18 protein-coding genes are annotated in these 24,041 nt (G+C 70.5%); 2 read left to right on the top strand and 16 right to left on the bottom strand.

Annotated elements, in window-relative coordinates:
- Positions 1–7 precede the first annotated feature (7 nt).
- The 13 genes from WMF12_RS33885 to WMF12_RS33825 form a co-directional block, all read right to left on the bottom strand.
- Positions 8–1,513, bottom strand: a complete 1,506-nt coding sequence (locus WMF12_RS33885; RefSeq protein ID WP_437852079.1) for a hypothetical protein — start codon at positions 1,511–1,513, stop codon at positions 8–10.
- A 98-nt stretch (positions 1,514–1,611) separates the two neighbouring features.
- Positions 1,612–2,271, bottom strand: coding sequence for a sulfite oxidase heme-binding subunit YedZ (locus tag WMF12_RS33880; protein ID WP_437852077.1), 660 nt, complete (start codon positions 2,269–2,271; stop codon positions 1,612–1,614).
- A 2-nt stretch (positions 2,272–2,273) separates the two neighbouring features.
- Complete coding sequence (gene msrP / locus WMF12_RS33875) at positions 2,274–3,308, bottom strand: protein-methionine-sulfoxide reductase catalytic subunit MsrP (RefSeq protein ID WP_437852075.1); 1,035 nt, start codon at positions 3,306–3,308, stop codon at positions 2,274–2,276.
- A 47-nt stretch (positions 3,309–3,355) separates the two neighbouring features.
- Positions 3,356–4,138, bottom strand: coding sequence for a DUF5995 family protein (locus tag WMF12_RS33870; protein ID WP_437740816.1), 783 nt, complete (start codon positions 4,136–4,138; stop codon positions 3,356–3,358).
- 1,165 nt (positions 4,139–5,303) lie between these two features.
- Positions 5,304–6,077: a succinate dehydrogenase/fumarate reductase iron-sulfur subunit gene (locus tag WMF12_RS33865; RefSeq protein ID WP_437294365.1), complete on the bottom strand. Its 774-nt coding sequence runs from the start codon at positions 6,075–6,077 to the stop codon at positions 5,304–5,306.
- Entirely contained in the window at positions 6,077–7,990 is a 1,914-nt protein-coding gene (locus WMF12_RS33860) for a fumarate reductase/succinate dehydrogenase flavoprotein subunit (protein WP_437852073.1), read from the bottom strand. Before WMF12_RS33860 ends, WMF12_RS33865 begins: the two co-directional genes overlap by 1 nt.
- Positions 7,991–8,009: 19 nt before the next feature.
- Entirely contained in the window at positions 8,010–8,705 is a 696-nt protein-coding gene (locus WMF12_RS33855; RefSeq protein WP_437740813.1) for a succinate dehydrogenase cytochrome b subunit, read from the bottom strand.
- Between the two features lie 149 nt (positions 8,706–8,854).
- Positions 8,855–9,715, bottom strand: coding sequence for a response regulator (locus WMF12_RS33850; RefSeq protein ID WP_437740812.1), 861 nt, complete (start codon positions 9,713–9,715; stop codon positions 8,855–8,857).
- 318 nt (positions 9,716–10,033) lie between these two features.
- Positions 10,034–10,894: an urease accessory protein UreG gene (ureG, locus tag WMF12_RS33845; RefSeq protein ID WP_437852071.1), complete on the bottom strand. Its 861-nt coding sequence runs from the start codon at positions 10,892–10,894 to the stop codon at positions 10,034–10,036.
- Positions 10,895–10,903: 9 nt separating this feature from the next.
- Positions 10,904–11,566 (bottom strand): urease accessory protein UreF, encoded by a 663-nt coding sequence (locus WMF12_RS33840; RefSeq protein ID WP_437740810.1) that lies wholly within the window; start codon positions 11,564–11,566, stop codon positions 10,904–10,906.
- 113 nt (positions 11,567–11,679) lie between these two features.
- On the bottom strand, positions 11,680–13,395 hold the full coding sequence (gene ureC, locus WMF12_RS33835) for an urease subunit alpha (protein WP_437852069.1): 1,716 nt from the start codon (positions 13,393–13,395) through the stop codon (positions 11,680–11,682).
- Positions 13,392–14,093 (bottom strand): urease subunit gamma, encoded by a 702-nt coding sequence (ureA, locus tag WMF12_RS33830; protein WP_437852067.1) that lies wholly within the window; start codon positions 14,091–14,093, stop codon positions 13,392–13,394. The genes ureC and ureA overlap by 4 nt, the downstream gene beginning before the upstream one ends.
- Before the next feature lie 68 nt (positions 14,094–14,161).
- The gene (locus WMF12_RS33825) at positions 14,162–15,025 is read right to left on the bottom strand and encodes an urease accessory protein UreD (RefSeq protein ID WP_437852065.1); all 864 of its coding nucleotides are present in this window, start codon (positions 15,023–15,025) and stop codon (positions 14,162–14,164) included.
- Positions 15,026–15,446: 421 nt separating this feature from the next.
- Between WMF12_RS33825 and WMF12_RS33820 the strand changes: the two genes are divergently transcribed.
- Both WMF12_RS33820 and WMF12_RS33815 read left to right on the top strand, forming a co-directional pair.
- A complete protein-coding gene (locus tag WMF12_RS33820; RefSeq protein WP_437740806.1) occupies positions 15,447–16,793 on the top strand; it encodes a class I SAM-dependent methyltransferase in 1,347 nt (448 codons plus the stop codon).
- A gap of 108 nt (positions 16,794–16,901) precedes the next feature.
- Positions 16,902–18,017, top strand: coding sequence for an aminopeptidase (locus tag WMF12_RS33815; protein ID WP_437740805.1), 1,116 nt, complete (start codon positions 16,902–16,904; stop codon positions 18,015–18,017).
- Positions 18,018–19,458: 1,441 nt separating this feature from the next.
- Here the strand turns inward: WMF12_RS33815 and WMF12_RS33810 are convergent.
- The 3 genes from WMF12_RS33810 to WMF12_RS33800 form a co-directional block, all read right to left on the bottom strand.
- Positions 19,459–19,977, bottom strand: a complete 519-nt coding sequence (locus WMF12_RS33810; protein WP_437852062.1) for a nuclear transport factor 2 family protein — start codon at positions 19,975–19,977, stop codon at positions 19,459–19,461.
- A gap of 91 nt (positions 19,978–20,068) precedes the next feature.
- Positions 20,069–22,438: a phosphoribosylformylglycinamidine synthase subunit PurL gene (gene purL, locus WMF12_RS33805; protein WP_437852060.1), complete on the bottom strand. Its 2,370-nt coding sequence runs from the start codon at positions 22,436–22,438 to the stop codon at positions 20,069–20,071.
- A gap of 186 nt (positions 22,439–22,624) precedes the next feature.
- Positions 22,625–23,899: a SpoIIE family protein phosphatase gene (locus tag WMF12_RS33800; RefSeq protein WP_437852058.1), complete on the bottom strand. Its 1,275-nt coding sequence runs from the start codon at positions 23,897–23,899 to the stop codon at positions 22,625–22,627.
- Positions 23,900–24,041: the final 142 nt, after the last annotated feature.

Genomic DNA, 24,041 nt, shown 5'->3' with positions numbered 1-24,041 from the left:
AACCGCTCTAGAAGTCTTTGATGCTGCCGCGGCGCCCCTGGAGCCCTCCGAAGACGTACCGGTAGGCCGAGAGCACCGCGTACGAGAGCTCCTCGTACTGGTAGATCTCCTCCATCAGCGGGATCGGGTCCTGATAGAGCGTGTCGCTCGCCACGATCCTGGGCCACGGCAGGCGGTCCGGGTCGGCGCCAGGGACGCCGGCCTCCTTCATGACCTTGAGGAACTCGTGGGCGAGGAGGCCCTGGCCGATGACGCTCGGGTGAACGCCGTCGAGGCTGACGATGCCGCCGGCCTTGCGGCGCCCGGCGCGATCGACGTGGTAGAAGCGGGTGTCCATCGGCGGCGCGACGTTGGCCGCGAAGTACGCGGGGAACTCGTACGACGGCTCGCCGCCGGTGCGCCGGTACGCGAGCCGGTCCAGGCCGCCGGAGACGTCGACGAGGTGATACCGGGGCGTGCGGTGGCGGGCGTTCCTCTCCTCGATGAGCCGGACGAGCTGCGCGTTGCAGGCGTCGACCGTCTCGTCGATGCGCCGCGCGTCCGCCGCGGTGAGGTGCGGCGCGCCCGCCTCGATCAGGCGGGTGCCCCGAGCGAGCGGGGGATAGGTGTAATAGGGGTAGTAGCGCGGTAGGCCGGGCAGCGGGTCGCCGACGCCCGTGGCGATCGGCACGATCGTCACGTGAGGCACGTTGGCCACGAACACCCGCCAGCCCGGGCTCTCGTTGCGCCGCATCAGGGTGTCGACCCGGTCGAGCAGCTCGCCGTACTCGGCGACGAAGTCGTCGGGCATCCAGAGGTTCCACTGCGCCCGGGTCCGCTCGTCGAAGCTGAGCGAGGCCGGCCGCCGCTCGGGCCTGTCCTCGGTCGCCGCGACGCTGAGGAGGATCGCCGAGCCGACCGCGTTGTTGGGGCCGAGCCAGAGGAGGAGGTTCTCGACGCCCTCGCCGCGCGCGTGGTGGCCGAGCCAGTCGAGCTGGCTGTACCCGTCGAGGCGCTCATCCCGCGACGGGTTGAGGACGCGGAGCGCGGTCCGGTAGAACGCCGCGTTGGGCCCCTGGAAAAAGCCGTCCTTGGCGCCGGGCGCCGCCGCGATCCGCTCCCTGCAGAGCCTCGGGGTCACGAGCCACGCGTCGGCCACGTCGAAGCCGTACACCGAGACGTTGTGGAACCAGGGCACGCTCCCGCCGCGGTAGCGGCCGGCCCCCTCGCCGCGCTCGTAGTACTCCTCGGCCACGTCGAGCACGCGGTTGATCTCCAGGAGGACGGCGGCCCACTCGAGCCTGTCGATCGTGGTGCCAAAGGCGAGCTGGAGGCGGCGGAGCACCACCTCCAGATCGAGCAGCAGCCCGTGGGCCGGGTAGTCGGGCACGCGGTACGCCGGGCTCGACAGCGCGTCGCCGACGTCGACGCCGAGCGCATGCGCGATCCACGTGGAGTAGGCGAGCTGGGTGCGCGCCGCGCCGAGCGACATGAAGCCTTGAGAGATGCTGTCCCCGATGGTGAAGAGCCTCATGATGCCGTCCTCACGCGTTCCACGTCGAAGCCCCATGGTATCCGAACGCGCGGAGCCGCGCGGCAGTTCGTCGCGCGGCGACGGCGCGACGCTGGCGCTCAGCGCCGCGCCGCGCGTCTGTGCAGGATGGCGCTCGCGACGCGCACGGCGAAGAGGAGCGCGAGCAGCGCCGCGTAGATCATCGGCTCTGTCGCGTCCTTCTTCACGCGGAGGAAGAAGTGCACGATCCCGAGGACGGCGGCGGCGTAGGCGAGGCGGTGCAGGCGCTTCCAGCGCGCGGCGCCGAGGCGCTTCAGCATGCGCGCGGTCGACGTGGCCGCGAGCGGGACGAGCACGAGGAGCGCGACGAAGCCGGCGAGGATGAAGGGGCGCTCCGTGATGTCCTCGACGATCGCGCGTACGTCGAGGCCCTGATCGACGATCGCATACGTCAGGAAGTGGGCGCACGCGTAGAAGAACGCGAGCAGCCCGAGCGCCTTGCGGATACGCAGCGGAAAGGTCCAGCCCGACACGAGCTTGAGCGGCGTCGCCGCCAGCGAGGCGACGAGCAGCACGAGCGCGAGCAGGCCGAGCTGGTTCAGCGCCTCGGCGACGGGGTCCGGGCCGAGCGCCCCGGCCCCGGCGCGCAGGCCGAGCACGACCAGCGGGATCAGCCCGCCGGCGACGACCGCGGGCGGGAGCCAGCCGAGCTTCCGGCCAGCCGGTACACCGGCGGCGACAGCGCGCGGCGGCGACATCGTCCTCGCTTGCGCGCGCATCGTCAGAAGCTCTCCCGCAGGTCCATCCCGCTGTAGAGGCCGGCGACCTCCTCCGCATAGCCGTTGAATGGCAGCGTGGGACGGCGACGCAGCTCACCGATCCTCCGCTCCGTCGCCTGGCTCCAGCGCGGGTGATCCACCGCGGGGTTCACGTTCGCATAGAACCCGTACTCGTCCGGCGCGGCGCGGCTCCAGCTCGTCGCCGGCTGCCGCTCGGTGAGCTTGATGCTGACGATCGATTTGCACCCCTTGAAGCCGTACTTCCACGGCACCACCAGGCGAATGGGCGCTCCGTTCTGGCCGAGCAGCGATTTGCCGTAGAGGCCCACGGCCAGCATCGTGAGAGGGTGCATGGCCTCGTCGATCCGGAGCCCCTCGACGTAAGGCCACTCGAGCACGTCGCTCCGCTGGCCGGGCAGCTGCTCCCGATCGAGCAGCGTGGTGAACTGGACGTACCGGGCGCGGGAGGTCGGCTCGAGGCGCCTGAGCAGCGCGCCCAGCGGGAACCCGAGCCAGGGGATCACCATCGACCACGCTTCGACGCAGCGCATTCGATAGACGCGCTCCTCCAGGGGAAACCATCGGAGGAGGGTGTCGAGGTCGATGACCTCGGGCTTCTTCACCTCTCCCTCGCACGCGATGGCCCAGGGGCGGAGCCTGAGCCGTCCGGCGTTCTGGGCCGGCTCCGACTTGCTCAGGCCGAGCTCGTAGAAATTGTTGTACGAAACGATGTCCTCGTAGGAGGTCCGCGCTTCGTCGGTGACGAACGGGTCTCTCGAGGTCGTCCCGGCGGACGACGCGCCGGCGGCCAGCGGCCCCGGCGGCGCTGCCGCGCTGCCGAGCGGCGTGGCCTCGCCGCCGGGGGCGCCGGCCGCCGAGAGGCGCGCCGCTCCGCCCGTGAGCCAGACGAGGCCGCCGCCGATGGCCGACGCGGTGCCGGCGAAGAGCGCCGCGTTCTTGAGGAGCTCGCGCCGCCGCAGGTAGAGCGCTGGAGGGGTGATCTCGCCGGCGGGCGGTTCCTTGGGCAGCTTGCTCATGCCCCCATTCTACGATCGGGCGGGGCTCCGGTTGCGGTCGGCCGCGATCACGCGGCCCTTGACAGGAGGCGGAGCGCCGTATGCGGCGCCTGGTAGAGCGAGGGCAGCGCGAGCATCTGGGCGATGCGCGTGGAGCGCCGCTCGATCCCGCGGGAGAGCGCCGCCCGCTCGCTCCCGCTCCGCGCGGCGAGGAGCGCCAGGACGTCGTCCCAGACCCGCTCGCGCCACCGCGAGAGCATCTCCATCGACACCCAGACCGCGACCTCCGGCGCGGTCTCCAGGAAGAACGCGCTGAGGGGGCAGCCATGCCGCGCGGTGAGGCGCGCGAGCGCCTCGATGACCGAGGCGCGGAGCAGCGCATTGATCTGATCGTGATCGTGCTTGAGCCGCGCGAGCATCGCCCGGTCGGCGCCGTGCCCGAACTCGACGATCGTCGCGTGGATCCCGAAGATCAGGTCGTAGTTGATGTGGGCGCTGAAGCCGAGCAGCGCGTTCTGCACGGGGGGCGTGAACCGCGACGCCGTGCTCGCGTACGCGATGTGCCAGGCGCCGCAGTCCTGCGCCGCGCCCCGATCGTACGAGCCGAGCGTCTCGAGGTACCGCTCGCAGAACCGGCCCGCGAGGCGCGAGATCCACGCCGGCTCGAGGAACATGCCATCGCGTCGCTCGACCTGCGCCGCGACCGCGCGCGTGACGATACCGTAGACGTCGGTGAAGGCCGCTCGCCGATCCCCCGCGGCGAGGAGCCGATCCGTCACGGTGTCGAGAACAACGGCAGCATCGTGGACGCTCGTCGGATGCAGATTAAGGCCGTCGATGCAGCACCTCATGAAGTTCCCCTCCTACTTCTTCGCTCGTGCAAGAGACCTGTCTGATGTTCGAACTCCCGCATCCGACCAGCCTCGCAGACCCCGGCGCGCGCCGAAGGCGCGCAGCACGAACGGTGCAGCAGGGCGCCGTCAGGCGATCTGCCCGGCCCCCGTGGGTCTGGTCTGTGGTCCCGGTGCGCGTCGTTCCCATGTGGAAAGCGGATCTCCTGACCCGCCGGGAGAAAGGTCGCCGCGGCCGTTGCCTCTGGCTTCTCCTCCTGCCGGCCCTCCCCTCGAACCGGCTTCCGCAGAAGAGCGATACTCGATGCGATCCTCGACGCGCTCGCCGCGGGATGCCCCCCCTCGCTGCGGCGCTCTAAGTTCGACCTAGTCTACGACATGGTGTGGGGTGACCACAATTGTCTTATGACGTCTGATCCCGTTCAGGACAATTTCGAGGTTATTCCAACTCGTGACCTCGAACAAGTGCCTGTTGACCCTGACACGTTTCATTGCGGCGCGGGAGAGCGCCACGGCATCTTCGCGGTTGCGCTGCTACTGGAGCGACGGCTCGTCACACTCGGAAAGCCCTCACTGGCATGGGCGCGAGTCGCGACGAGATGTTCTCGAAACATGCCGAGTGCTTATCCCACGTTGACTGTACGGTTGGTGCTCGCGATGTGAAGATTGTTTAGGAAGTACCTGAGTCGATGATCAGGAAACTCCCGGTCTGTTTTCCACAGGTGGCCCGCAAAATCTTGTGTTTTTGGTGAAAAATTGTACGAAAACGGGGGATGACGGCGGTCTCGTGCCACACCTGCGGCGGCCGTCGGGATCGTGCTGGCGCACCCGCGGCACCAGGGCTCGCCTGTCATGCCGCGGGGCCCTGCTCGGGTGAGCCTCGCGCCGAGGCGCTGCAGCCTGCGCCTGCAGGCACCGGGGGCCGGCCGTACGGGCGGTGATGGGCCGAAGGGCCGGCCTGCCCCCGCGGGCCACAGGCGCACCCTTGGCGCGGCGCGTCGGGCGGCGAGCCGGTGGTCAATCGGGGGCGCGCCCGCCCTGGCGGCGGGGTGACGGCGACGGAGCGCCGCCGTTCATGACGTGCGGGAGGAGAGCGTGCGCTGTCGAGGAGAGGGGAGGGAGGGGAGGCGCCGCCGGCTTCGGGCGAGGCCGGCGGCGCGGCGCCTCAGCCGGTGCCGCCCTTGGCCTGCACGTCGCGGTGGACCAGCGTCGCGCGCAGGTAGTCGCGGTTCATCTGCGCGATCATGTCGAGGGGGATCTCCTTCGGGCAGACCGCCTCGCACTCGCCGACGTTCGTGCAGTGGCCGAAGCCCTCGACGCGCATCTGGGCGACCATGTTGAGGCTCCGCTGATCGCGCTCCGGCTGGCCCTGCGGCAGGAGGTTCAGGTGCGTGAGCTTCGCCGCGGTGAAGAGAGAGGCGGACGCGTTCGGACAAGATGCGACACAGGCGCCGCAGCCGATGCACGCCGCCGCGTCCATGGCGCGCTCGGCGACCACCTTCGGCACCGGGATCGCGTTCGCGTCCGGCGCGCTGCCCGTCGACACCGAGACGAAGCCGCCCGACGCGATGATCCGGTCGAACGCGCTGCGGTCCACCGCGAGGTCGCTTACCACCGGGAACGCCTGGGCCCGCCACGGCTCGAGCCACAGCACGTCGCCGTCCTTGTAGTGACGCATGTGCAGCTGACACACGGTCGTCCCACGGAGGGGGCCGTGCGCCTGGCCGTTGATCATGAAGCCGCACATGCCGCAGATGCCCTCGCGACAGTCGTGATCGAACGCGATTGGCTCCTCACCCTTGAGGATGAGCCGCTGATTGAGCACGTCGAGCATCTCGAGGAAGGACATGTGCTCGCTGACGTCGGGCACCTCGTACGTGACGAACCGGCCCGCTTCGTACTTGCCCTTCTGCCGCCAGACATGGAGGGTGAGGCGCATTATTTGTAACTCCGCTGCGTGGGGTGAACCTCGTTGAACTGGAGCGGCTCCTTGTGGAGCTCCTGGGCCTGACCTTCGCCTCGCCATGCCCAGGCGGCGACATAGGAGAAGCGGTCGTCGTCGCGCTTCGCCTCGCCCTCGGGCGTCTGGTGCTCCTCGCGGAAGTGCCCGCCGCACGACTCCTCCCTGTCGAGCGCGTCACGACACATGAGCTCCGCCAGCTCGAAGAAGTCGGCGACGCGCGCCGCCTTCTCGAGCTCCTGGTTCAGGCCGGTGCCGGTCCCCGAGACGCGGACGTCGCGGTGGAACTGCTCGCGGAGCTCCGGGATCCGCGTGAGCGCGCCCTTGAGCCCGGCCGCGTTGCGCGCCATCCCGCACGCCTCCCACATGATCTTGCCGACCTCGCGATGGAACGAGTCGGCCGTGCGTGAGCCGTTCGCGCCGAGCAGCTTGTTCAGCCGCGCGCTCGCGTCGCGCTCGGCGTCCCTCACGGCGGGGTGGAGGTCGTCGACCCGCTCGAGCTTCGTCGACGCGAGGTAATCGCCGATGGTGTAGGGGATGATGAAGTACCCATCCGCCAGGCCCTGCATCAGCGCGCTCGCCCCGAGCCGGTTCGCGCCGTGGTCGGAGAAGTTCGCCTCGCCGAGCACGTACAGGCCGGGGATCGTGCTCATCAGGTTGTAGTCCACCCAGAGCCCGCCCATCGTGTAGTGGATGGCCGGATAGATGCGCATCGGGACGCTGTACGGGTCGTCGCCGGTGATGCGCTCGTACATGTCGAAGAGGTTGCCATAACGCTCGGCGATGGCCGGCTTGCCGAGGCGCCGGATGGCGTCCGAGAAGTCGAGGTACACGCCGAGCCGCGTCGGCCCCACGCCGCGGCCCTCGTCGCATACCGCCTTCGCCGCCCGCGACGCGACGTCGCGCGGCACGAGGTTGCCGAAGCTCGGATAGCGGCGCTCGAGGTAATAGTCACGCTCGCCATCGGGGATGAGCTCCGGCGGGCGCGTGTCGCCCGGGTTCGCGGGCACCCAGATGCGGCCGTCGTTGCGGAGCGACTCGCTCATGAGCGTCAGCTTCGACTGGTAGTCGCCCGAGACGGGGATGCACGTCGGGTGGATCTGCGTGAAGCAGGGGTTGCCGAAGAGCGCGCCGCGCTTGTGGGCCCGCCAGATGGCCGTGGTGTTCGACCCCTTCGCGTTCGTCGAGAGGAAGAAGACGTTGCCGTAGCCGCCCGACGCGAGGACGACCGCGTCGCCGAGGTGCGTCTCGAGCGCGCCGGTGATCAGGTTGCGGGTGATGAGGCCGCGCGCCTTGCCGTCGATGACGATGAGGTCGAGCATCTCGGTGCGCGGGTACATCTTCACCTTGCCGAGGCCGATCTGCCGCTCGAGGGCCTGGTAGGCGCCGAGGAGGAGCTGCTGCCCCGTCTGGCCTCTCGCGTAGAACGTGCGCGACACCTGCGCCCCGCCGAAGGAGCGGTTCGCGAGCACGCCGCCGTACTCGCGCGCGAACGGCACGCCCTGCGCGGCGCACTGGTCGATGATGTTCACGCTGATCTGCGCGAGCCGGTACACGTTGGCCTCGCGCGCGCGGTAGTCGCCGCCCTTCACGGTGTCGTAGAAGAGGCGGTAGATGCTGTCGCCGTCGTTCTGGTAGTTCTTCGCGGCGTTGATGCCGCCCTGCGCGGCGATGCTGTGGGCGCGGCGCGGAGAGTCCTGGAAACAGAAGCTCTTCACGTTGTAGCCGAGCTCGGCCAGCGTCGCGCTCGCCGCGCCCCCGGCGAGGCCGGTGCCGACGACGAGGACCGTGTACTTCCGCTTGTTCGCCGGGTTGACGAGCTTCAGGTTGAAGCGGTGCTGGTCCCACTTCTTCTCGATGGGACCTTCGGGGATCTTCGCATTGAGCTGCATGATGACGGAGGCTCCGGGCTCAGCGGACGATGCCGAACAGGACGGCCAGCGGGACGGATGAGAAGCCGGCGAAGAGCAGGATCGACGACGCGGCCGCGAGCTTCTTGAGCGCCGGCGTGTAGCGCGGATGGCTGAAGCCCACCGACTGGAACATGCTCCACGCGCCGTGGTAGAGGTGCAGCGCGAGCAGGCCCATCGCCACGACGTAGGCAATCGCCGCGGGCGCCGAGCTGAAGCCCTTCACGACGTTGTCGTAGGCGTCGAGCGGCACGAAGTCGGGGTGCACGGTGCCCGTCGTCAGGTGGAGCAGGTGATAGACGATGAAGGCGGCGAGGACGCCGCCGCTCAGCAGCATCGTCCGCGCGGCGACGTTCGGGCGCCGCTGCCCCTTCACCTGGTAGGGGACCGGCCGGGCAGCGCGGCTGTGCTGCGCGAGCGTCACGCCCGTGTAGACGTGGACGATGAGGGAGGCGAGGAGGACGATCCGCGTCCCCCAGAGCAGGGAGGGCGTCCCGTGGAGGAAGGCGGCGTAGTCGTTGATCTTCTCCCGGCCGAGGAAGACCTGCAGGTTGCCGGTCATGTGGCCGATCACGAAGCCGAAGAAGATGACGCCGCTCAGCGCCATCGCGATCTTCTTGCCGACGAGGTCCCGGTAGAAGGTCGCGGCGCGCTGGGCCCTGGCGGGGAGAGTCGATGGTGCAGCGGTGGAGCTCATCGCTCCCCTCCTTTAGTGGGGTGCGAATGCGTTCGCCAGAGGGAATCTTGAGCTCGATCGCCGAAGAATTTGCGGGCGCTCGCCGCAGATCTCGGCCCGGACGAGCGCCGCGCGCGGCCGCGCGCCTCATCATCCATCCCGCGCGCGCGTCAGGCGGCGCAGGGGCCGAGCGAGCGCCGTACCTTGTGACCGTAAAAGGCGAGCGCGAGCTCAATCGCGAAGATGCCGATGGCCTGCTCCTCCTGGCTGGTGAACGCCGGCAGGCGCTCGTCGCGGAGCACCACGAGGCCGCCAAACGAGCTCTCGCCCAGGCGGAGCGGCGCGACGATGGCGGCGCCGAAGCGATCGCCCTCTGCGGTGCAGAGCAGATCGGGCGCGTCGTCCGCGGACAGGCGGACAGGCGCGAGCGCGCCCTCGATGCGCCCGGCGAGCCGAGCGATGAAGGCCGCGGACACCTCGGCGCCGGAGGCCGCCTGGTACAGGGCGGCCCCTTGATCGAGCGCCAGGGAGAGCGCCGCGCTCGTCGTATAGACGACCTTCGCCGCGAGATCCACGGCGCGCTCGGGGAAGTCGTCCCGCGACAGGGACGCGACCAGGGCGGCGCTCGCCTGGTGGACGGCCGCGACGGCGTCGAGGTGGGTGCGCAGCATCGCCGCCTCGAGCAGCCGCTTCAGGTCGTCGATGTCGTAGGGCTTCTCCAGCATGTCGTACGCGCCGCGCTCGATGCACTCCACGGCGGCCTGCGCGCTCGAGCACGGGGCGCCGACGATGATCTCGAGGTCCGGGCCGAGCGCCTTGAGCGCGGCGATGGTCCCGGCGCCCTCCATGCCGAGCGCCCCCACATCGGCGACCACGAGGTCGAAGCGGCGCGCCTTGACGAGCTCGATCGCCGCGAGCCCGCTCTCGGCGCAGGTGACGTCGAAGCCGCCCTGGTTCAGCTCGAGCGCGAGCCTGTCGAGGACCCTCTTCTCGGCGTCTACCACCAGCACATGGGGTCGGGCCTGGCTCACTGATGCCTCCTCCTCTCGTCTCCAACGGGTGCGCCGCGCCGCCTCGCCATCCGGCGCTGCCGTGATCGCGTGGCGACCGCGGCGGTCGTGGTGGAAGCCGCTCCGCCCGGCGGAGCCCTCTCCGCCCTCTACCACCCGTCCGAAGTCCGCCTACGGTCCAATAGAACCGGTATTCCAGCGAAACGGAAGTCGAAGCGGCGTTGCCGCTGCCCTCCTCTAACAGGGTACGGCGCCGCGCGCCCGGCGCGGATGTGCTCCGGTATGCCGACTCCTGTGGAGCGTGAGCGCTTCTCGCAGCGGGAGGCGCGCGATAGAGGCCTATTTCGCGGGAGGCGCCGTGGTGGTCGCGCGGCGCATGGCGGAGAGGATGTGGTCAATGATCTCGGGGACTCCTTGGCTCCGGTTGCACTGCGCGAACAGGAACGGCCCGTCGCCCCGCATCCTCCGGGCGTCCCGCTCCATGACGCCGAGGTCGGCGCCGACGTGCGGAGCGAGATCGGTCTTGTTGATGACGAGCAGATCCGACTGCGTGATCCCCGGTCCCCCCTTGCGCGGCACCTTGTCGCCGCCGGCGACGTCGATCACGTAGATCGTGTAGTCGACGAGCTCCCGGCTGTACTGGGCGGCGAGGTTGTCGCCGCCGCTCTCGACGATGAGGAGCGCGGGCGCGACGTGATCCATGAGGTCGTCGAGCGCGACGAGGTTGTGGCTGATGTCCTCGCGGATCGCCGCGTGCGGGCAGCCCCCGGTCTCCACCGCGCGGATGCGCTCCGGCGGCAGCGCCTTGTTGCGGTGCAGGAACTCGGCGTCCTCCTGGGTGAAGATGTCGTTCGTGACGACGCCGAGCGGCATCCTGTCGCGCAGCGCGCGGCAGAGCGCGAGCACGAGCGCCGTCTTGCCGCTGCCGACGGGCCCCCCGATCCCCACCGTGAACGCGCGCGCCGAGAAATCGCGGTCCTTCGGCGCATCCCGCTCGCTGAAGAGCCCCGGATGCGCCCAGTGCTCGTGCGTGTGCCCGTGCTCGTGCGTGTGCCCGTCTCCGTGCGCATGCGCGTGCCTGTGGCCGCCCCCGTGAACGTGGTCGTGGTCGTGAACGTGGTCGTGGTCGTGGTCGTGGTCGTGGTCGTGGTCGTGGTCGTGGCCGTTGTGCCCGTGCCCGTGCTCGCCGGGGTCGTGCATGCTGTCACCTCACGATTGAAAGAGACGCGAGTAGAGCCGATCCTGCGTGGCCCCGAAGAGATCGAGGAGCGGCGCCGGCTGCGCGAGCTCGTCGACGCCGTGATCTCCGCACTCATGGAGCACCGCGTCGAGGAGCGGCGCGCTCTCGAGTTGCAGTCGCTGTGCCTCCAGCGGCCCGATGAGCCCGAGGCGCACCGCCGCCGAGACGACGCCGCGGAGCGAGGCGTGCAGGTAGACGGCCTGCGCGTCCTCGCGCGGGACGCCGAGCGCCGCGAGGGTCGCGCCGAACGCCGGCGCGTGGTGGCCCAGCGCCTCCCGCGCCCGCACGGCGGCGTCGAGGCGGCGGATCTCGGCGGAGGGGAAGACGCGCGCGCTCGTCGCGAGGAACGCGCGGCCCTGCGTCCGGCTCGCCCGGTTCGCGACGTGGTTCACGAGGAAGGCGTCGCAGGCGTCGTCGACGGCCGCGATGTCGAGCGGGCGCTCGTGCGCAGCCCGCACGAGCGGCAGCGCGCCGAGGCCCACCTGCCAGAGCGCGCTCGCGACGAACGACGAGAGCGCGCTCCCGGGTCCGACCTCGCCGAGCTGCACCGCCGCCTCCAGGCCCGCGGAGTGCGCGAACCCTCCGACCGGGAACGCGGAGTCGGAGAGCTGGAGGAGGAGCCACCTGTTCATGCGCGCGGATGGAATCAGACAGAAGCAGAGGGGAGCGGACGGAAGCGGACGGAAGCGGACGGAGAGAAGGGTGAACCCGCAGGCGCGGAGCGGCCGAGAGCGGGCTCCCCGCCTCAGAAGAGGCTGTACCTCTGCGCGAGGGGCAGGATCTTCGCGGGGTCGCAGCGGAGGAGCTCGCCGCCGGCCCGCACCTCGTACGTCTCGGGATCGACCGTGATCGGCAGGAGCGTGCTGTTGAGGCGCATGTCGGCCTTGCCGATCCGGCGGCACCGGCGGACCGCCGAGAGGCGCTTCTTCAGGTCGAGCCGGCGGATGCTCCCCTCGTCCATGGCGCGGCTCGACACGAACGCGATGCTCGTCTCGCCGACCGCCGCGCCGAGCGAGCCGAACATCGGGCGCATGTAGTACGGCTGAGGCGTCGGGATCGACGCGTTCGGATCGCCCATCTGCGCCCAGGCGATGAGGCCGCCCTTGATGACGAGCTCCGGGCGCGCGCCGAACATCTGGGGCCGCCACAGCACGAGGTCCGCGAGCTTGCCCGGCTCGACCGACCCGATCTCGTGGGACATGCCGTGCGCGATGGCCGGGTTGATCGTGTACTTGGCCACGTAGCGGCGGATCCGGAAGTTGTCGTTGTCGCCCTGCTCCTCGGGCAGCCGGCCGCGCTGATCCCGCATCTTGTGCGCGGTCTGCCAGGTCCTCGTGATCACCTCGCCGACGCGGCCCATCGCCTGGCTGTCGCTCGAGATGATGCTGATCGCGCCGAGGTCGTGCAGGATGTCCTCGGCCGCGATGGTCTCGCCGCGGATGCGGCTCTCGGCGAACGCCACGTCCTCCGGGATGTTCCGGTCGAGGTGGTGGCAGACCATGAGCATGTCGAGGTGCTCGTCGAGCGTGTTGACGGTGTACGGGCGCGTCGGGTTCGTCGAGCTCGGGATGACGTTCGGCTCGCCGCAGATGCGCAGGATGTCGGGCGCGTGCCCGCCGCCCGCGCCCTCGGAGTGGTAGGAGTGGATCGTCCTGCCCTTGAACGCCGCGATGGAGTCGTCGACGTAGCCCGACTCGTTCAGCGTGTCGGTGTGGAGCGTGACCTGGATGTCCTCGTGCTCGGCGAAGCTGAGGCAGCAGTCGATGGCGGGCGGGGTCGTCCCCCAGTCCTCGTGCAGCTTCAGTCCGACGGCGCCGGCGCGCACCTGCTCGAGCAGCCCCTCGGGCGACGAGGTGTTCCCCTTGCCCGTGAGGCCGATGTTGAGCGGCAGGACGTCCGTCGCCTGCAGCATCAGCGAGATGTGGCGGGCACCCGGGGTGCACGTGGTCGCGTTCGTGCCCGTCGCCGGGCCCGTGCCGCCGCCGACGAACGTGGTGACGCCCGACGCGAGCGCCTCGTATCCCTGCTGCGGGCAGATGAAATGGATGTGCGCGTCGACGCCCCCGGCCGTGACGATGTGGCCCTCGCCCGCGATGACCTCCGTCGTCACGCCGACGATCATGCCCGGCGTGACGCCGGCCATCACCTTCGGGTTGCCGGCCTTGCCTATCGCCGCGATGCGGCCGCGCTTGATGCCGATGTCGGCCTTGTAGACGCCGGTCCAGTCGACGATGAGCGCGTTCGTGATGACGCAGTCGAGCGCCTCGTCGTTCGAGACGCCGGGCATCTGCCCCATGCGATCGCGCAGCACCTTGCCGCCGCCGAACTTGCACTCGTCGCCGTAGGACGTGTGATCCCGCTCGACCTCGGCGATGAGGCCGGTGTCGCCGAGCCGCACCCGGTCGCCGACCGTCGGCCCGTAGATATCGACATAGTGCCGCCGCTGCATCCTGTGGCTCATGCCTGCTGCTCCTCCCGCGCGGCGTGCGCCGCCCCGTGCGGGCCGACCTGCACCAGCGTGATCGTCCTCTCGTCGCCCGGCTCGAAGCGGACCGCGGTGCCCGCGGGGATGTCGAGCCGCATCCCCGCCGCCGCCGTCCGGTCGAACTCGAGCGCGCGGTTCGTCTCCGAGAACGGGTAGTGGCTGCCCACCTGGATCGGCCGGTCGCCCAGGTTCTTCACGGGGAGGGAGAGCCGCCGCCGGCCGGGGGAGAGCTCGATCTCGCCGGGCTTCACGAGCACCTCGCCGGGCGTCGGCTCGGCCGTCACCTCTCCCTGACCTGCGGGCTGGAAGAGCGACACGTCGGGCACGGGGAGGAAGCTGCCGTGGAGCGCGAGCGCGAGATCTCCGTGCTCGAGCGCGATCGGGTGGTGGACGGTGACGAGCTTCGTCCCGTCGGGGAAGGTCCCCTCCACCTGGACCTCGGCGACCATCTCGGGGACGCCGGCCATCACCTGCGCGCGCCCGAGCAGGCGGCGGCCGACGTCCATGAGCTCGGCGACGCTGCGGCCGTCGCGGATCAGCTCGAGGATCTGCGTCGCGATGAGCGCGACGGCCTCCGGGTAGTTGAGCCTGACCCCGCGCGCGAGGCGCTTCTGGGCGAGGAAGCCCGCGCCGTGCAGCACGAGCTTGTCGAGATCACGAGGCGCAAGGTGCATGTTCGCCCTCTCTCCGGCGCGGCGACGCCGCGGCTTTGCCGGCGCGGCTTTGCCGGCGCGGCGCGACGCTACCACTTTCGTGCGAACGGATCATCACCGAGCTCACCCGCGAGGAAGCCGAGCGCGCCGCGGAGGAAGCCGGCCACGCGCTCGACGCTCGTGCCCGCGACGCGCACGACGGCGCCGCCGCCCCGGAGCGGGCTGGCCGACGCGACGAGCTCGGCGCGCCGCTCGGGCGGCGGCCGCGGCGCGAGCAGCGCCTCCGCCGCGCTCGCGGCGCGCGGGCCGAGCGCGACGAGCGTCGCGAGCGCGTCGAAGCGCCCCATGCGCTCGGGCAGCGCGCCGTGCGCGGGATCGAGCCGCGTCGCGTCGAGCAGCACGGCCCGCCCGCCGCGGCTCACCCGGGTGCGCGACGCGTACCGGTCGAACGCCCAGCGCTCGCCCCGCGCGCTCCGGCCCGAGGACAGCGCGTCGACGAGCACGAGCGACGCGTCGTCGGCGAGCGCGACGTCGATGTCCTGCTCGTACCGCGAGCCCGCGAAGCAGACGACCGGATCGGGGATCGCGACGAGGAGCCCGCCTGCTTGAACCTCGGCCTCGAGGCGCTGGCGGCTGACGAGGGGCGAGCGGTAGACCTTGGTCGAGGCCTGGGTGCTGAGCAGCGCGGCGGCACCGCGACCGACGCGCGCGTGGAGGTGGAGCTCGTCGCCGCCGACGAGGCCGCCGCCGAAGCTCGCGACGAACACCCACGCTGCCTGCCCGTGGTTCCTCGGAGCGAGCAGCTTGAGCGGGCTCCTGGCGAGCGCCTTCTCGAGCACGGTGCGCCCCGCGACGCGCGTGAACACGAGCTCACCGCTGCCGGCCTCCCCTGCGCGCCGCGCGGGCGGCGGCGGGTCTCGCAGGGCGGCGGGAGGATCGCTGGGCGTGGTCACGGGCCGGCGTGCGTACCACGGACCGCGCCCCGGCCGCGAGGGAGCACAGGCACGTACCGGGCGCGAGGGGGCGCAGCGCACACAGGGGATGGGTACGTCACGCGACCAGGAACACGACCAGGAAGGTAGGGAGAAATTCGAATCATCTTCCCGATTTCCCTCCTTCGCCTGGAACATGAAACATCCCGGACATGTGAGCATGTTGTCAGGACTCTCCCGAACACCACTACGGTGTTATGAGCGAGCCAGCCACTGCGTTCCTCCTGTCCCTGACGACAGCGCGTGTCCGGGGTGTCCGCCGGCCGCTGTGGGCGTTCCGTGACTCGCTGTGATGTCGTTTGCATGGATGACATGTTGCTTGACGGGAAAGCCCAGCTCGGGTCAGCTCGTCGGGCGGCCGGGGGGCCGCGGAGGGGGTCCGATGTTCATCGTCAGGAAGGGCGAAATGCCGCCGTGGTCTCGTCGGTTCAAGGAAGCGGCGTCGCGCCTGCTGGAGCGCCACGGCGGGACCCCGTTCGAGCTGCGCTTCTGGGGCGGCGAGCGGCTGCGCTTCGGCGCGGGCGCGCCCGAGTTCGCCGTGACGTTCAGGACGCGTCGGTCGCTCTGCGAGACGGCGTTCCGGGGCACGCTCGGCCTCGGTGAGGCGTATGTCCGGCGCGAGGTCACGTTCGAGGGAGATCTCGAGGACTCGCTCGCCGGGCTGTTCCAGCTCGCGCGGTCCGTGGAGGCGCGCCTGCCGCGCCTCGTGCCCGCGTCGTCGTCGTTCGACCGCGGCCTCTCGGGCGTGCTCGACGCGCTCCGGCTCGGGCTGCTCTCCGGGGCGGCGAAGCGCGAGAGGCTCGCCGTCGAGCGTCACTATGGGCTAGGCAACGACTTTTACCCTCTTTACCTGGACAGGCGCCTCCAGACGTCGTGCGGTTACTTCAGCTCTCCGGGCGAGACGCTCGACGACGCGCAGGCGCACAAGATCTCCCTCGTCGCGCGGAAGCTCGCGCTCCGGCGCGGGCAACGGCTCGTGGATCTCGGCTGCGGATGGGGGCACCTCATGTTCCACGCCGCGGAGGCGTACGGGGTGCAGTGCCTCGGTATCACCCTCTGCGAGAACCAGGCGAGGTACATCCGCGAGCAGGCGGCGGCGCGGCGGCTCCCGGTCGAGGTCCGCGTGATGAGCTGCGACGAGCTCGAGGACGAGCCGCGGTGGGATCGTCTCGTCTCCCTGGGCTCGATGTGCCATGCCGGCGAGCGCCGTATCGAGGTGTTCTATGACAGGGTGAAGGCGCTGCTCGCCCCGGGCGGCGTGTGCCTGCTCGAGAGCGTCACCAGAGAGCAGGAGTCGTCGCGGACTGACCCCTTCCTGCAAAAGCACATCTTCCCGGGGTACTGGCCTCCTTCGCTCGAGGGGATGGCGACGCGCGCCTCGGCGCGCGGCCTCGACGTGCTCGACGCGGAGAACCTGCGGCGACACTCCGCGCTCACGGCGCGCTGCTGGCGCCGTAACTTCCTGGAGAACAGGGAGAAGATCGAGCGGGTCACCGGCTTCGACGGCGCCTTCATGAGGACGTGGGAGTTCTATCTCGCGTGCGCGGCCGCCGCGTTCCGCAGCGGGCACCTCGGCGCCATCCAGATGGTGCTGGCGAACGGGGCTCCACGCGACTACCCCCTCGCACGCGAGCCCCTGTATGCCACGGAGGAGCCCTCGTTGCGGGAACGCGCGCCGATCGTCCCGGCCGTGCAGCTCAGTTCGTGGGGGGCGGCGCTGCCGTCCTGATCTGTCGGGCGCGCCCGCGCGCCCCCCGCGTGCCGGTGGGGCGCGCGGGGCGCGCGTCCATTGCGCGGAAGAGCTTGTTAAGCCCGCGCGGCCAGCTATCAGCTAAGGATGAGCGAAAGGCTTGCGGCCAGCGCCCGTCGCGGCGCCGCGCGCTCGTGGTCCGTGTCGCGCCCTCGCTCCGCGGCGCGCCTGGTCTGCGCCGCCGCGGGGCTCGTCGCGCTCTGTCTCCTGCTCGCATCGTGTACCCAGGTCCGCTACATCGCGCAGGCGGGCGTCGGCCAGCTCTCGATGGCCTGGCGCGCCGAGTCGCTCGAGGACGCCGCCTTCGACGCCCGCAAGCCGTGGCGGACGCGCGCGCTGCTGCGCGAGGTCCCGCACATCAAGCGCTTCGGGGAGCGCCACGGGCTGACCCCGACCGGCAATTACAGGACGTATGTCGAGCTCGATCGCCCAGCCGCGGTCTGGGTGGTGAGCGCGTGTGAGCCGCTGCGGTTCCGCTCGAAGACATGGAGTTTTCCTATCGTGGGTACGGTCCCCTACATGGGGTGGTTCGATCTCCAGGATGCCAAGGCGTTCGCGGCGCCGCTCAAGGCGGCCGGCTGGGACGTCGACGTGCGTCCGGCGGGCGCCTACTCGACGCTCGGCTGGCTCGAGGATCCGGTCCTGTCCACGATGATCTCGGACGGGGACGAGGCGCTCGGCGACCTCGCCAACGTGGTGCTCCACGAGTCGCTGCACGCGACGCTGTACGTGAAGGGGCAGACGAGGTTGAACGAGAGCCTCGCGAGCTTCGTCGGGGACGAGCTCACCAAGCATTACCTGGACGAGCGGGTGGGCCCCTTCTCCGCGGAGAAGACGGCCTACATGAGGGAGATGGAGAGGAGCGAGGTGCGGACGCGCGCGCTGCACGCGGCCTACGTCCACCTCAATCGGCTGTATGCGTCCCCGGCGCCCGACGCCGAGAAGCGGGCGGAGAAGGACGCGGTGCTCGCCCGGCTCAAGGCCGACATCGGGGCGCGGCGTCCGATCAACAACGCGTCGCTCGTGCAGTTCCGTGTCTACAACTCGGGGACTCCGGAGCTCCGGGCGCTGCTCGCGACCTGCGGTGGCAGCTGGCCGAGGTTCCTGGGCGCGTTGCGGAGGCTCGAACGCCACAGATTCTCCGCGCCCCAAGAGAACATCGCCCGGGTGGTGGAGCCGCTGATCGAGGCCGGCTGCAGGTAGCCCAGCGAGCTGCGCTGTGCGCCGCGAGCTGCGCTGTGTGCCGTGCGCTGCGCTATGTGCCATGCGCTGCGCTATGTGCCATGCGCTGCGCCCATGTGCGGTGAGCTGCGCGCCGCGCTGCGTATTGCGGGCTGCGCCGCGTAGCGCGCTGCGCCTTTGGCGGGGGGAGTACGCCGTCGAGATACGACGCAAAGCGTCGGTGGCAGTCATCCTGCCCTATTGCACTTCTTCGCTTCCACGGTGCAATGCGGGGCGTCCAGCGGCTCGAGGATGAACATATTCATGTCCAGGTAGTATTTGCGTTCTGGATCTGAACCCATCCCTGGATCGGACCAGTCCCTGCGGAAATGTATGACCGGTGCAGGCCTCCGGGGTCGCGCGCGCGCCTCGGAGGGAGGGTTTCAGCGGCAATTTTGGCTGCTGGGCGCCAGGACCGCGGCCCCTTCGCCGTTGGCCCGCCGGTTGCTCTATGTATCCACCAGATGTCGCCCCTGTTCGTCGTCCTGTTTCATGGGGACTCGAAGGGGGCGACCCCTGGCATAACCTTCGCAATGCTGCCCCGGTCTTCGGGGGGGACGCCAAGCGAGGTGATCGGCGGCGCTAGCCGAGCGATCGCGACCCCGCCGTCACCCGAATGCCATGGCCCTTGCGGTATCGGGCTCCTTGATTGACTTGTCGCCGGGTGCCGGCGGACAGCTTCGGTTCACGTGACGACAGACGCCTTACGAGGCGATTAAGGAGGGATGGTCGAGGCACGCGCGACGCGCGTCGCCCGTTGCGTTGGCTTAGCATGACCAGCTTGTCAGACCTCGGTCTGAGCTTTTCTTATCTGTTGTGCCGCTCTCGATGTTGACCCTGCTTACCGCTTCGCTTCAGCTTCTCCCCTGCTTCGCTTGAGCTTGCCCGTTCGATTCCGGTTTGCACTTCGCTTCAGCTTCATCTTTCGGTTTGACTGGCTTCTCGGATTGTCTTAGTCTTCCGCCCGTCTTCGCTTTATCTTCGCTCTTTACTTGATTGCGCTTCGTATTGCTTTCCTGACTTCTCTCTTCTGACTTCTGATCTCTTCTGATCGCGGGCCTCTCCAGGACTCCGGTGGACTCCCCTCCACCAGCGCGCCTGTGCGGTCCCGGTGGGTCCGCGAAAGCGGGCCTCAGGCCGGCGGGTTCTTCCCGACCGGCCTTTCTTTTTTGGTGCGCACGAGCGCTTCCCTGGCGGGCCCTCGACGCCCTGAGGACCCCCTCCTCTTACAGCCTTTTTCAGCGGGAACTTTGAACAGGGAGGCGAAGAGACAGGGAGTGTTCGAAGAGTGCCTCCCCGTCTCCCCGTCTCCCTGTGAATTCTCCGAAGAATCTGAGGGGATGCCTCGGCTGGACGCCGCGAAGCTCGTGGCCGGTTGCGCCTCGAGTCTGAGCGCGGTTGTCAGCGGCTCTGAGCGCGGTTGTCAGCGGCCGTCGTCGCCGGGGGTGTGCCTGGGGTGGACGGTGGCAGAGACGATCTTCCACTCGCCGTCGATCTTCTCGAGCCGCAGCACCACGGGCAGCTCGTCGCGCCGGACCTCTTGTCCATGCCGGGCGCCCGTGACCGTCGCGGTCGCGGTCACCTCCGCCGTCATGCCGGCCGGATCGACCTGGATCTCCGTGCCACCCAGGCTCACCTCCGCGGTCTGATAGACGACCGCTGCCTGGGTCGCCGCGTTCGCGAGCTCGTCGCGGCCGCGGAGGCTGTCGCCGATCTCGGCGATGCGGGCGCTCGCCTCCTTCGCGAAGATCTCGGCGAACTCACCGCGAATGCGGCCGTGGCGCACCAGCGGGTTCCGCTCGCCGTCGTCGATGCGCACCGCGTTCTCGAGCTGGGTGAGCCGGTCGCGGATCCGTTCCTCCTCGGAGGGCGACAGCAGCAGCGCCGCCGCGCCGAGGACGGCGCCGGCGGCGATGAGCCCGAGCGGGATCCAGCGTTTCATGCTGCAAGTATAGGCGAAGGCGCCGCGCGAGCGCGCGGAACCGCGGAATCGCGGGACCGATTCCGCTGGCGCCCTCTGTGGGCCATCGCAGCTATCGCCCCACGATCGGCTCGAGGCACCGATCGCGCGCCTCGCGCAGGGCGCGGAGCTCGACGTCGATCCCCTCGCCGCTGCCCGCGTCGATGGTGAGCCGGTCGCCGCCGGTCGTGCCGAGCTCGGTGCAGGGCACACCCGCCGCCTTGGCCTGCCGCGCGACCTCGGCCGCGTCCTCGGGCCGGACGCTCACGACGATCCGGCTCGGCGCCTCGCCGAACAGCGCCTCGGCGAGCGGCTCGGGCGCGCCGCCGTCCGGCGCGCCCGGCAGCCGCACCCGCGCGCCCACCAGCGCCGCGGGATCGTCGGCGGCGGCGCAGCACTCGCCGAGGGCGATCGCCAGCCCGCCCTCCGAGACGTCGTGCGCGCTCCGGAGGAGCTGCGGCCGCGAGCGCGCGAGCGCGAGGCAGAGCCCCTGGAGCCGCGCCTCGCGGTCGAGATCGAGCGCGGGGGGCGGCCCCTTCACCTCGCCCGTGTGGCGCGCGACGTACTCGGAGCCGCCGAGCGGGCCGCCGCGCGGATCGCCGAGCAGCAGCACGGTCAGACCCGCGGCGGGGAACGAGGCCCGCAGCACGTCCCCCGCGTCCGCGATGAGCCCCACCACCGCGACCGTCGGGGTCGGCAGGATCGCGCGGCCGTCGGTCTCGTTGTAGAGCGACACGTTGCCGCTCACGACGGGCACCGACAGCGCGCGGCACGCCGCCGCCATGCCGTCGATGGCGAGCGCGATCTGCCGCATGATCTCCGGCCGCTCCGGGTTGCCGAAGTTGAGGCAGTCGGTGAGGCCGATCGGCTCCGCGCCGGCGCACACCACGTTGCGGCACGCCTCCGCCACCGCCATCGCCGCGCCCTGGAACGGGTCGAGCTCGCAGAGGCGCCCGTTGCAGTCGCTCGAGAAGGCGAGGAGCTTCTGGTGACGCTGGCCGTCCTTCTCGCAGGGGACGCGCACCACCGCCGCGTCGCTGCCGGGCCGGACCTCGGTGCCGCCCCGCACGATCTGGTCGTACTGCCGCCACACCCACGCGCGCGAGCCGAGGTTCGGGGAGCCCGCCATCTCGAGGAAGAGCGCGGACCACGAGGCCGGCGCCGGGAGGGAGCGCGGGTCGAACGCCCGGCGCGCCGGCAGCGAGGCGTCGTCGCGCTGCGGGCGGTCGTACTTCGGCGCCGCGTCGGTCAGGAAATCCACGGGCAGGTCGCAGACGACGACCGGGTTCCGGGCCACGCCGGCGGCCGCGCCGCCGAGCGGGTCGTAGCCGGGCGTGGCGCGCACGACCCACCGGCCGGTGTCGGTCACCTTGCCGATGATCGCCGCGTCGAGCTCCCACTTCGTGCAGATCTCGATGACGCGCGCCTCGCACCCGGGCTTCGCGACGAGCAGCATGCGCTCCTGCGACTCGCTCAGCAGCATCTCGTACGGCGTGAGCCGGGCCGCGCGCCGCGGCACGAGGTCGAGGTCGAGGTCGAGGCCGCTGCCGCTCCGGCCCGCCATCTCGACCGACGACGAGGTGAGCCCCGCGGCGCCCATGTCCTGGACGCCGACGAGCAGGTCCTCCGCGAAGATCTCGAGGCACGCCTCGAGCAGGAGCTTCTCCATGAAGGGATCGCCGACCTGCACCGTGGGGCGCTGGCTCGGGCCGCCCTCGGAGAACTCGTCGGAGGCCATGGTCGCGCCGTGGATGCCGTCGCGCCCCGTCTTGGCGCCGACGTAGAGCACGTTGTTGCCGACGCCGCTCGCGCGCCCGTAGAAGATGCGGTCGGAGCGGACGACGCCGCAGGTGAAGGCGTTGACGAGGATGTTGCCGTCGTAGGCGCGATCGAAGAAGAGCTCGCCGCCCACGGTCGGCACGCCGATGCAGTTGCCGTAGCCGCCGACCCCCGCGACGACGCCGCGCAAGAGCTGAGGCGTGCGCGGGTGCTCCGGCCGGCCGAAGCGGAGCGAGTCGAGGTTCGCGATGGGGCGCGCGCCCATCGTGAAGACGTCGCGCAGGATGCCGCCGACGCCGGTGGCCGCGCCCTGGTAGGGCTCGATGTACGACGGGTGGTTGTGCGACTCCATCTTGAAGACGGCCGCGAACCCGTCGCCGATGTCGACGACGCCCGCGTTCTCGCCGGGCCCCTGGATGACCCGCGGGCCGGTCGTGGGCAGCCGGGCGAGGTGGACGCGCGAGCTCTTGTACGAGCAGTGCTCGCTCCACATCACGCTGAGCACGCCGAGCTCGGTGAACGTCGGCTGCCGCCCGAGGCGCTCGCGCGCGCGCTCCCACTCGCTCGCCGAGAGCTTGTGCGCTTGCGCGAGCGCGGGGTCGACCGGCGGATCGCCGGGGAAGGGGGAGGGGGCGTTGACAGGGGCGGCAGCGGCGGCGCTCATCGCGGCCTAGCTAGCGCAAGGACGGGGAGAGGGGAAGAGCGGGGCCCACCCGCTTCGGATACGGGCCCACCTCGGCGTCTTCGGTGCTCGGCGTACTGGAGTACGCCTGTGCGCCGAAGACGCCGATCTGGGCCCGTCTCCTGTGCGGGTGGGCCCCGCTCCGGGTGAGCCCCGCTCGGGTTTGCTCTAGGCGTCGCGCTTGACGAGCAGCGCTGTCAGGTCGTCGATCTGCTTGGCCGAGCCGGCGAAGCGGCGGACCTCGGCGAGGAGCGCGCCGAGGATGTCGGACGTGGGGCGCGCGTGCAGGCGGTGGATGAGGTCGCCGACGCGCTCCTTGCCGAACACCTGCCCGGCGGCGTCCTGGTACTCGTAGAAGCCGTCGGTCAGCAGCACGAGGAGATCGCCCGGGGCCATCACGAGGGGCGGCGTCGGGGGCAGGTCGAGATCCTTGAACATGCCGAGCGGGACGGTCGACGGATCGCGCCACACGACCTGGCCCTCGGCCGCCCGGTAGTGGAGCAGCGGCCCCTGCCCGGCCGCGTGGAAGCGGAGCTGGTGCGTCGTCGGGTCGAGGACGCCGAGGAACGCCGTGATGAAGCGGTCGTTCGGCAGGTCCTCGAGGAGCTGCTGGTTCACGTGGTGCATGAGCGCGTCCATGTCGGCCGAGAGGCGCAGGCCGATGCGGAGCATCGCGCGGAACTGGGTCACGCTGAGGGCGGGGCCGATGCCGTGGCCGGCCGCGTCGGCGAGCAGCAGGATCATCGGCGACATGTCCGCGCGCTCGTCGAGACGGATGACGTCGTAGATGTCGCCGCCCGTGTCGTCCGCCGGCTTGCTGAACGCCGACAGCGAATAGCCGGGGCAGCGCGGCAGCCGCCGCAGGAGGATGTTCTGCTGGATGTCGCGCGCGATCGTGAGATCGTGCTCGAGCTTCAGCTTGATCATGCGCTCCTCGAGCAGGAGCGTGCGCTGCACGGCGACGGCCGCCTGCGCCGCGAGCAGCTCCGCCACGTCGCGCTCGTCCGGGCCGAAGTGGTCCGCCTTCGAATTCAGCATCTGGAGCACGCCGACGAGCTTGTCGTCGAGCCCGATGAGCGGCACCGTGATGAGGGATTTCGTGTGATACCCCGTCCGGCGGTCGATCTCCTGATTGAACCGCGGGTCGGAATAGCAGTCGTCGACGAGGATGGTCTGGCGCTTGCGCGCGCACTCCCCGGCGATGCCCTTGTCGATGCTGACGCGGATCTGGGCCTCGCCCGTGGCGACACGGGAGTAAAGCTCCTTGGCCTCCTCGTCGTAGAGGAAGACGCTCCCGCGGTCGGCGCCTATCACCTCCCGCCCCGTCTTGATGATGAGCTCGAGCAGCTCCGTGAGATCGCACGGCGCTGCGAGCTTGCGCGAGACGTCCAGGATCAGGATGAGCGACGACGCATCGATCAGGGAGGGAGTGCCGGCGCGCATGCGGCCGGAGAGTTTGGGCTACGTGGAAATAGGGGTCAAGACATGGTCTCGCCCCGGGGGCCCGTGACGACGTCGTCGCCAGCGCGTGCCCCGGCGCGCGTCGGCGTTCCTGACCTCGGCGCAGCCCAATTTTCGAGCGACG

Source organism: Sorangium sp. So ce363, from assembly GCF_051520435.1.
GTDB classification, from domain to species: Bacteria; Myxococcota_A; Polyangia; order Polyangiales; family Polyangiaceae; genus Sorangium; species Sorangium cellulosum_B.
This window is presented reverse-complemented; position numbering and strand designations above follow the sequence as displayed.

What these genes read in the sequence shown, in the direction of transcription:
- WMF12_RS33885 (WP_437852079.1), bottom strand. Translation starts at nt 1,513, where the DNA reads ATGAGGCTCTTCACCATCGGGGACAGCATCTCTCAAGGCTTCATGTCG.
- WMF12_RS33880 (WP_437852077.1), bottom strand. Translation starts at nt 2,271, where the DNA reads ATGCGCGCGCAAGCGAGGACGATGTCGCCGCCGCGCGCTGTCGCCGCC.
- msrP (WP_437852075.1), bottom strand. Translation starts at nt 3,308, where the DNA reads ATGAGCAAGCTGCCCAAGGAACCGCCCGCCGGCGAGATCACCCCTCCA.
- WMF12_RS33870 (WP_437740816.1), bottom strand. Translation starts at nt 4,138, where the DNA reads ATGAGGTGCTGCATCGACGGCCTTAATCTGCATCCGACGAGCGTCCAC.
- WMF12_RS33865 (WP_437294365.1), bottom strand. Translation starts at nt 6,077, where the DNA reads ATGCGCCTCACCCTCCATGTCTGGCGGCAGAAGGGCAAGTACGAAGCG.
- WMF12_RS33860 (WP_437852073.1), bottom strand. Translation starts at nt 7,990, where the DNA reads ATGCAGCTCAATGCGAAGATCCCCGAAGGTCCCATCGAGAAGAAGTGG.
- WMF12_RS33855 (WP_437740813.1), bottom strand. Translation starts at nt 8,705, where the DNA reads ATGAGCTCCACCGCTGCACCATCGACTCTCCCCGCCAGGGCCCAGCGC.
- ureG (WP_437852071.1), bottom strand. Translation starts at nt 10,894, where the DNA reads ATGCACGACCCCGGCGAGCACGGGCACGGGCACAACGGCCACGACCAC.
- WMF12_RS33840 (WP_437740810.1), bottom strand. Translation starts at nt 11,566, where the DNA reads ATGAACAGGTGGCTCCTCCTCCAGCTCTCCGACTCCGCGTTCCCGGTC.
- ureC (WP_437852069.1), bottom strand. Translation starts at nt 13,395, where the DNA reads ATGAGCCACAGGATGCAGCGGCGGCACTATGTCGATATCTACGGGCCG.
- ureA (WP_437852067.1), bottom strand. Translation starts at nt 14,093, where the DNA reads ATGCACCTTGCGCCTCGTGATCTCGACAAGCTCGTGCTGCACGGCGCG.
- WMF12_RS33820 (WP_437740806.1), top strand. Translation starts at nt 15,447, where the DNA reads ATGTTCATCGTCAGGAAGGGCGAAATGCCGCCGTGGTCTCGTCGGTTC.
- WMF12_RS33815 (WP_437740805.1), top strand. Translation starts at nt 16,902, where the DNA reads ATGAGCGAAAGGCTTGCGGCCAGCGCCCGTCGCGGCGCCGCGCGCTCG.
- WMF12_RS33810 (WP_437852062.1), bottom strand. Translation starts at nt 19,977, where the DNA reads ATGAAACGCTGGATCCCGCTCGGGCTCATCGCCGCCGGCGCCGTCCTC.
- purL (WP_437852060.1), bottom strand. Translation starts at nt 22,438, where the DNA reads ATGAGCGCCGCCGCTGCCGCCCCTGTCAACGCCCCCTCCCCCTTCCCC.
- WMF12_RS33800 (WP_437852058.1), bottom strand. Translation starts at nt 23,899, where the DNA reads ATGCGCGCCGGCACTCCCTCCCTGATCGATGCGTCGTCGCTCATCCTG.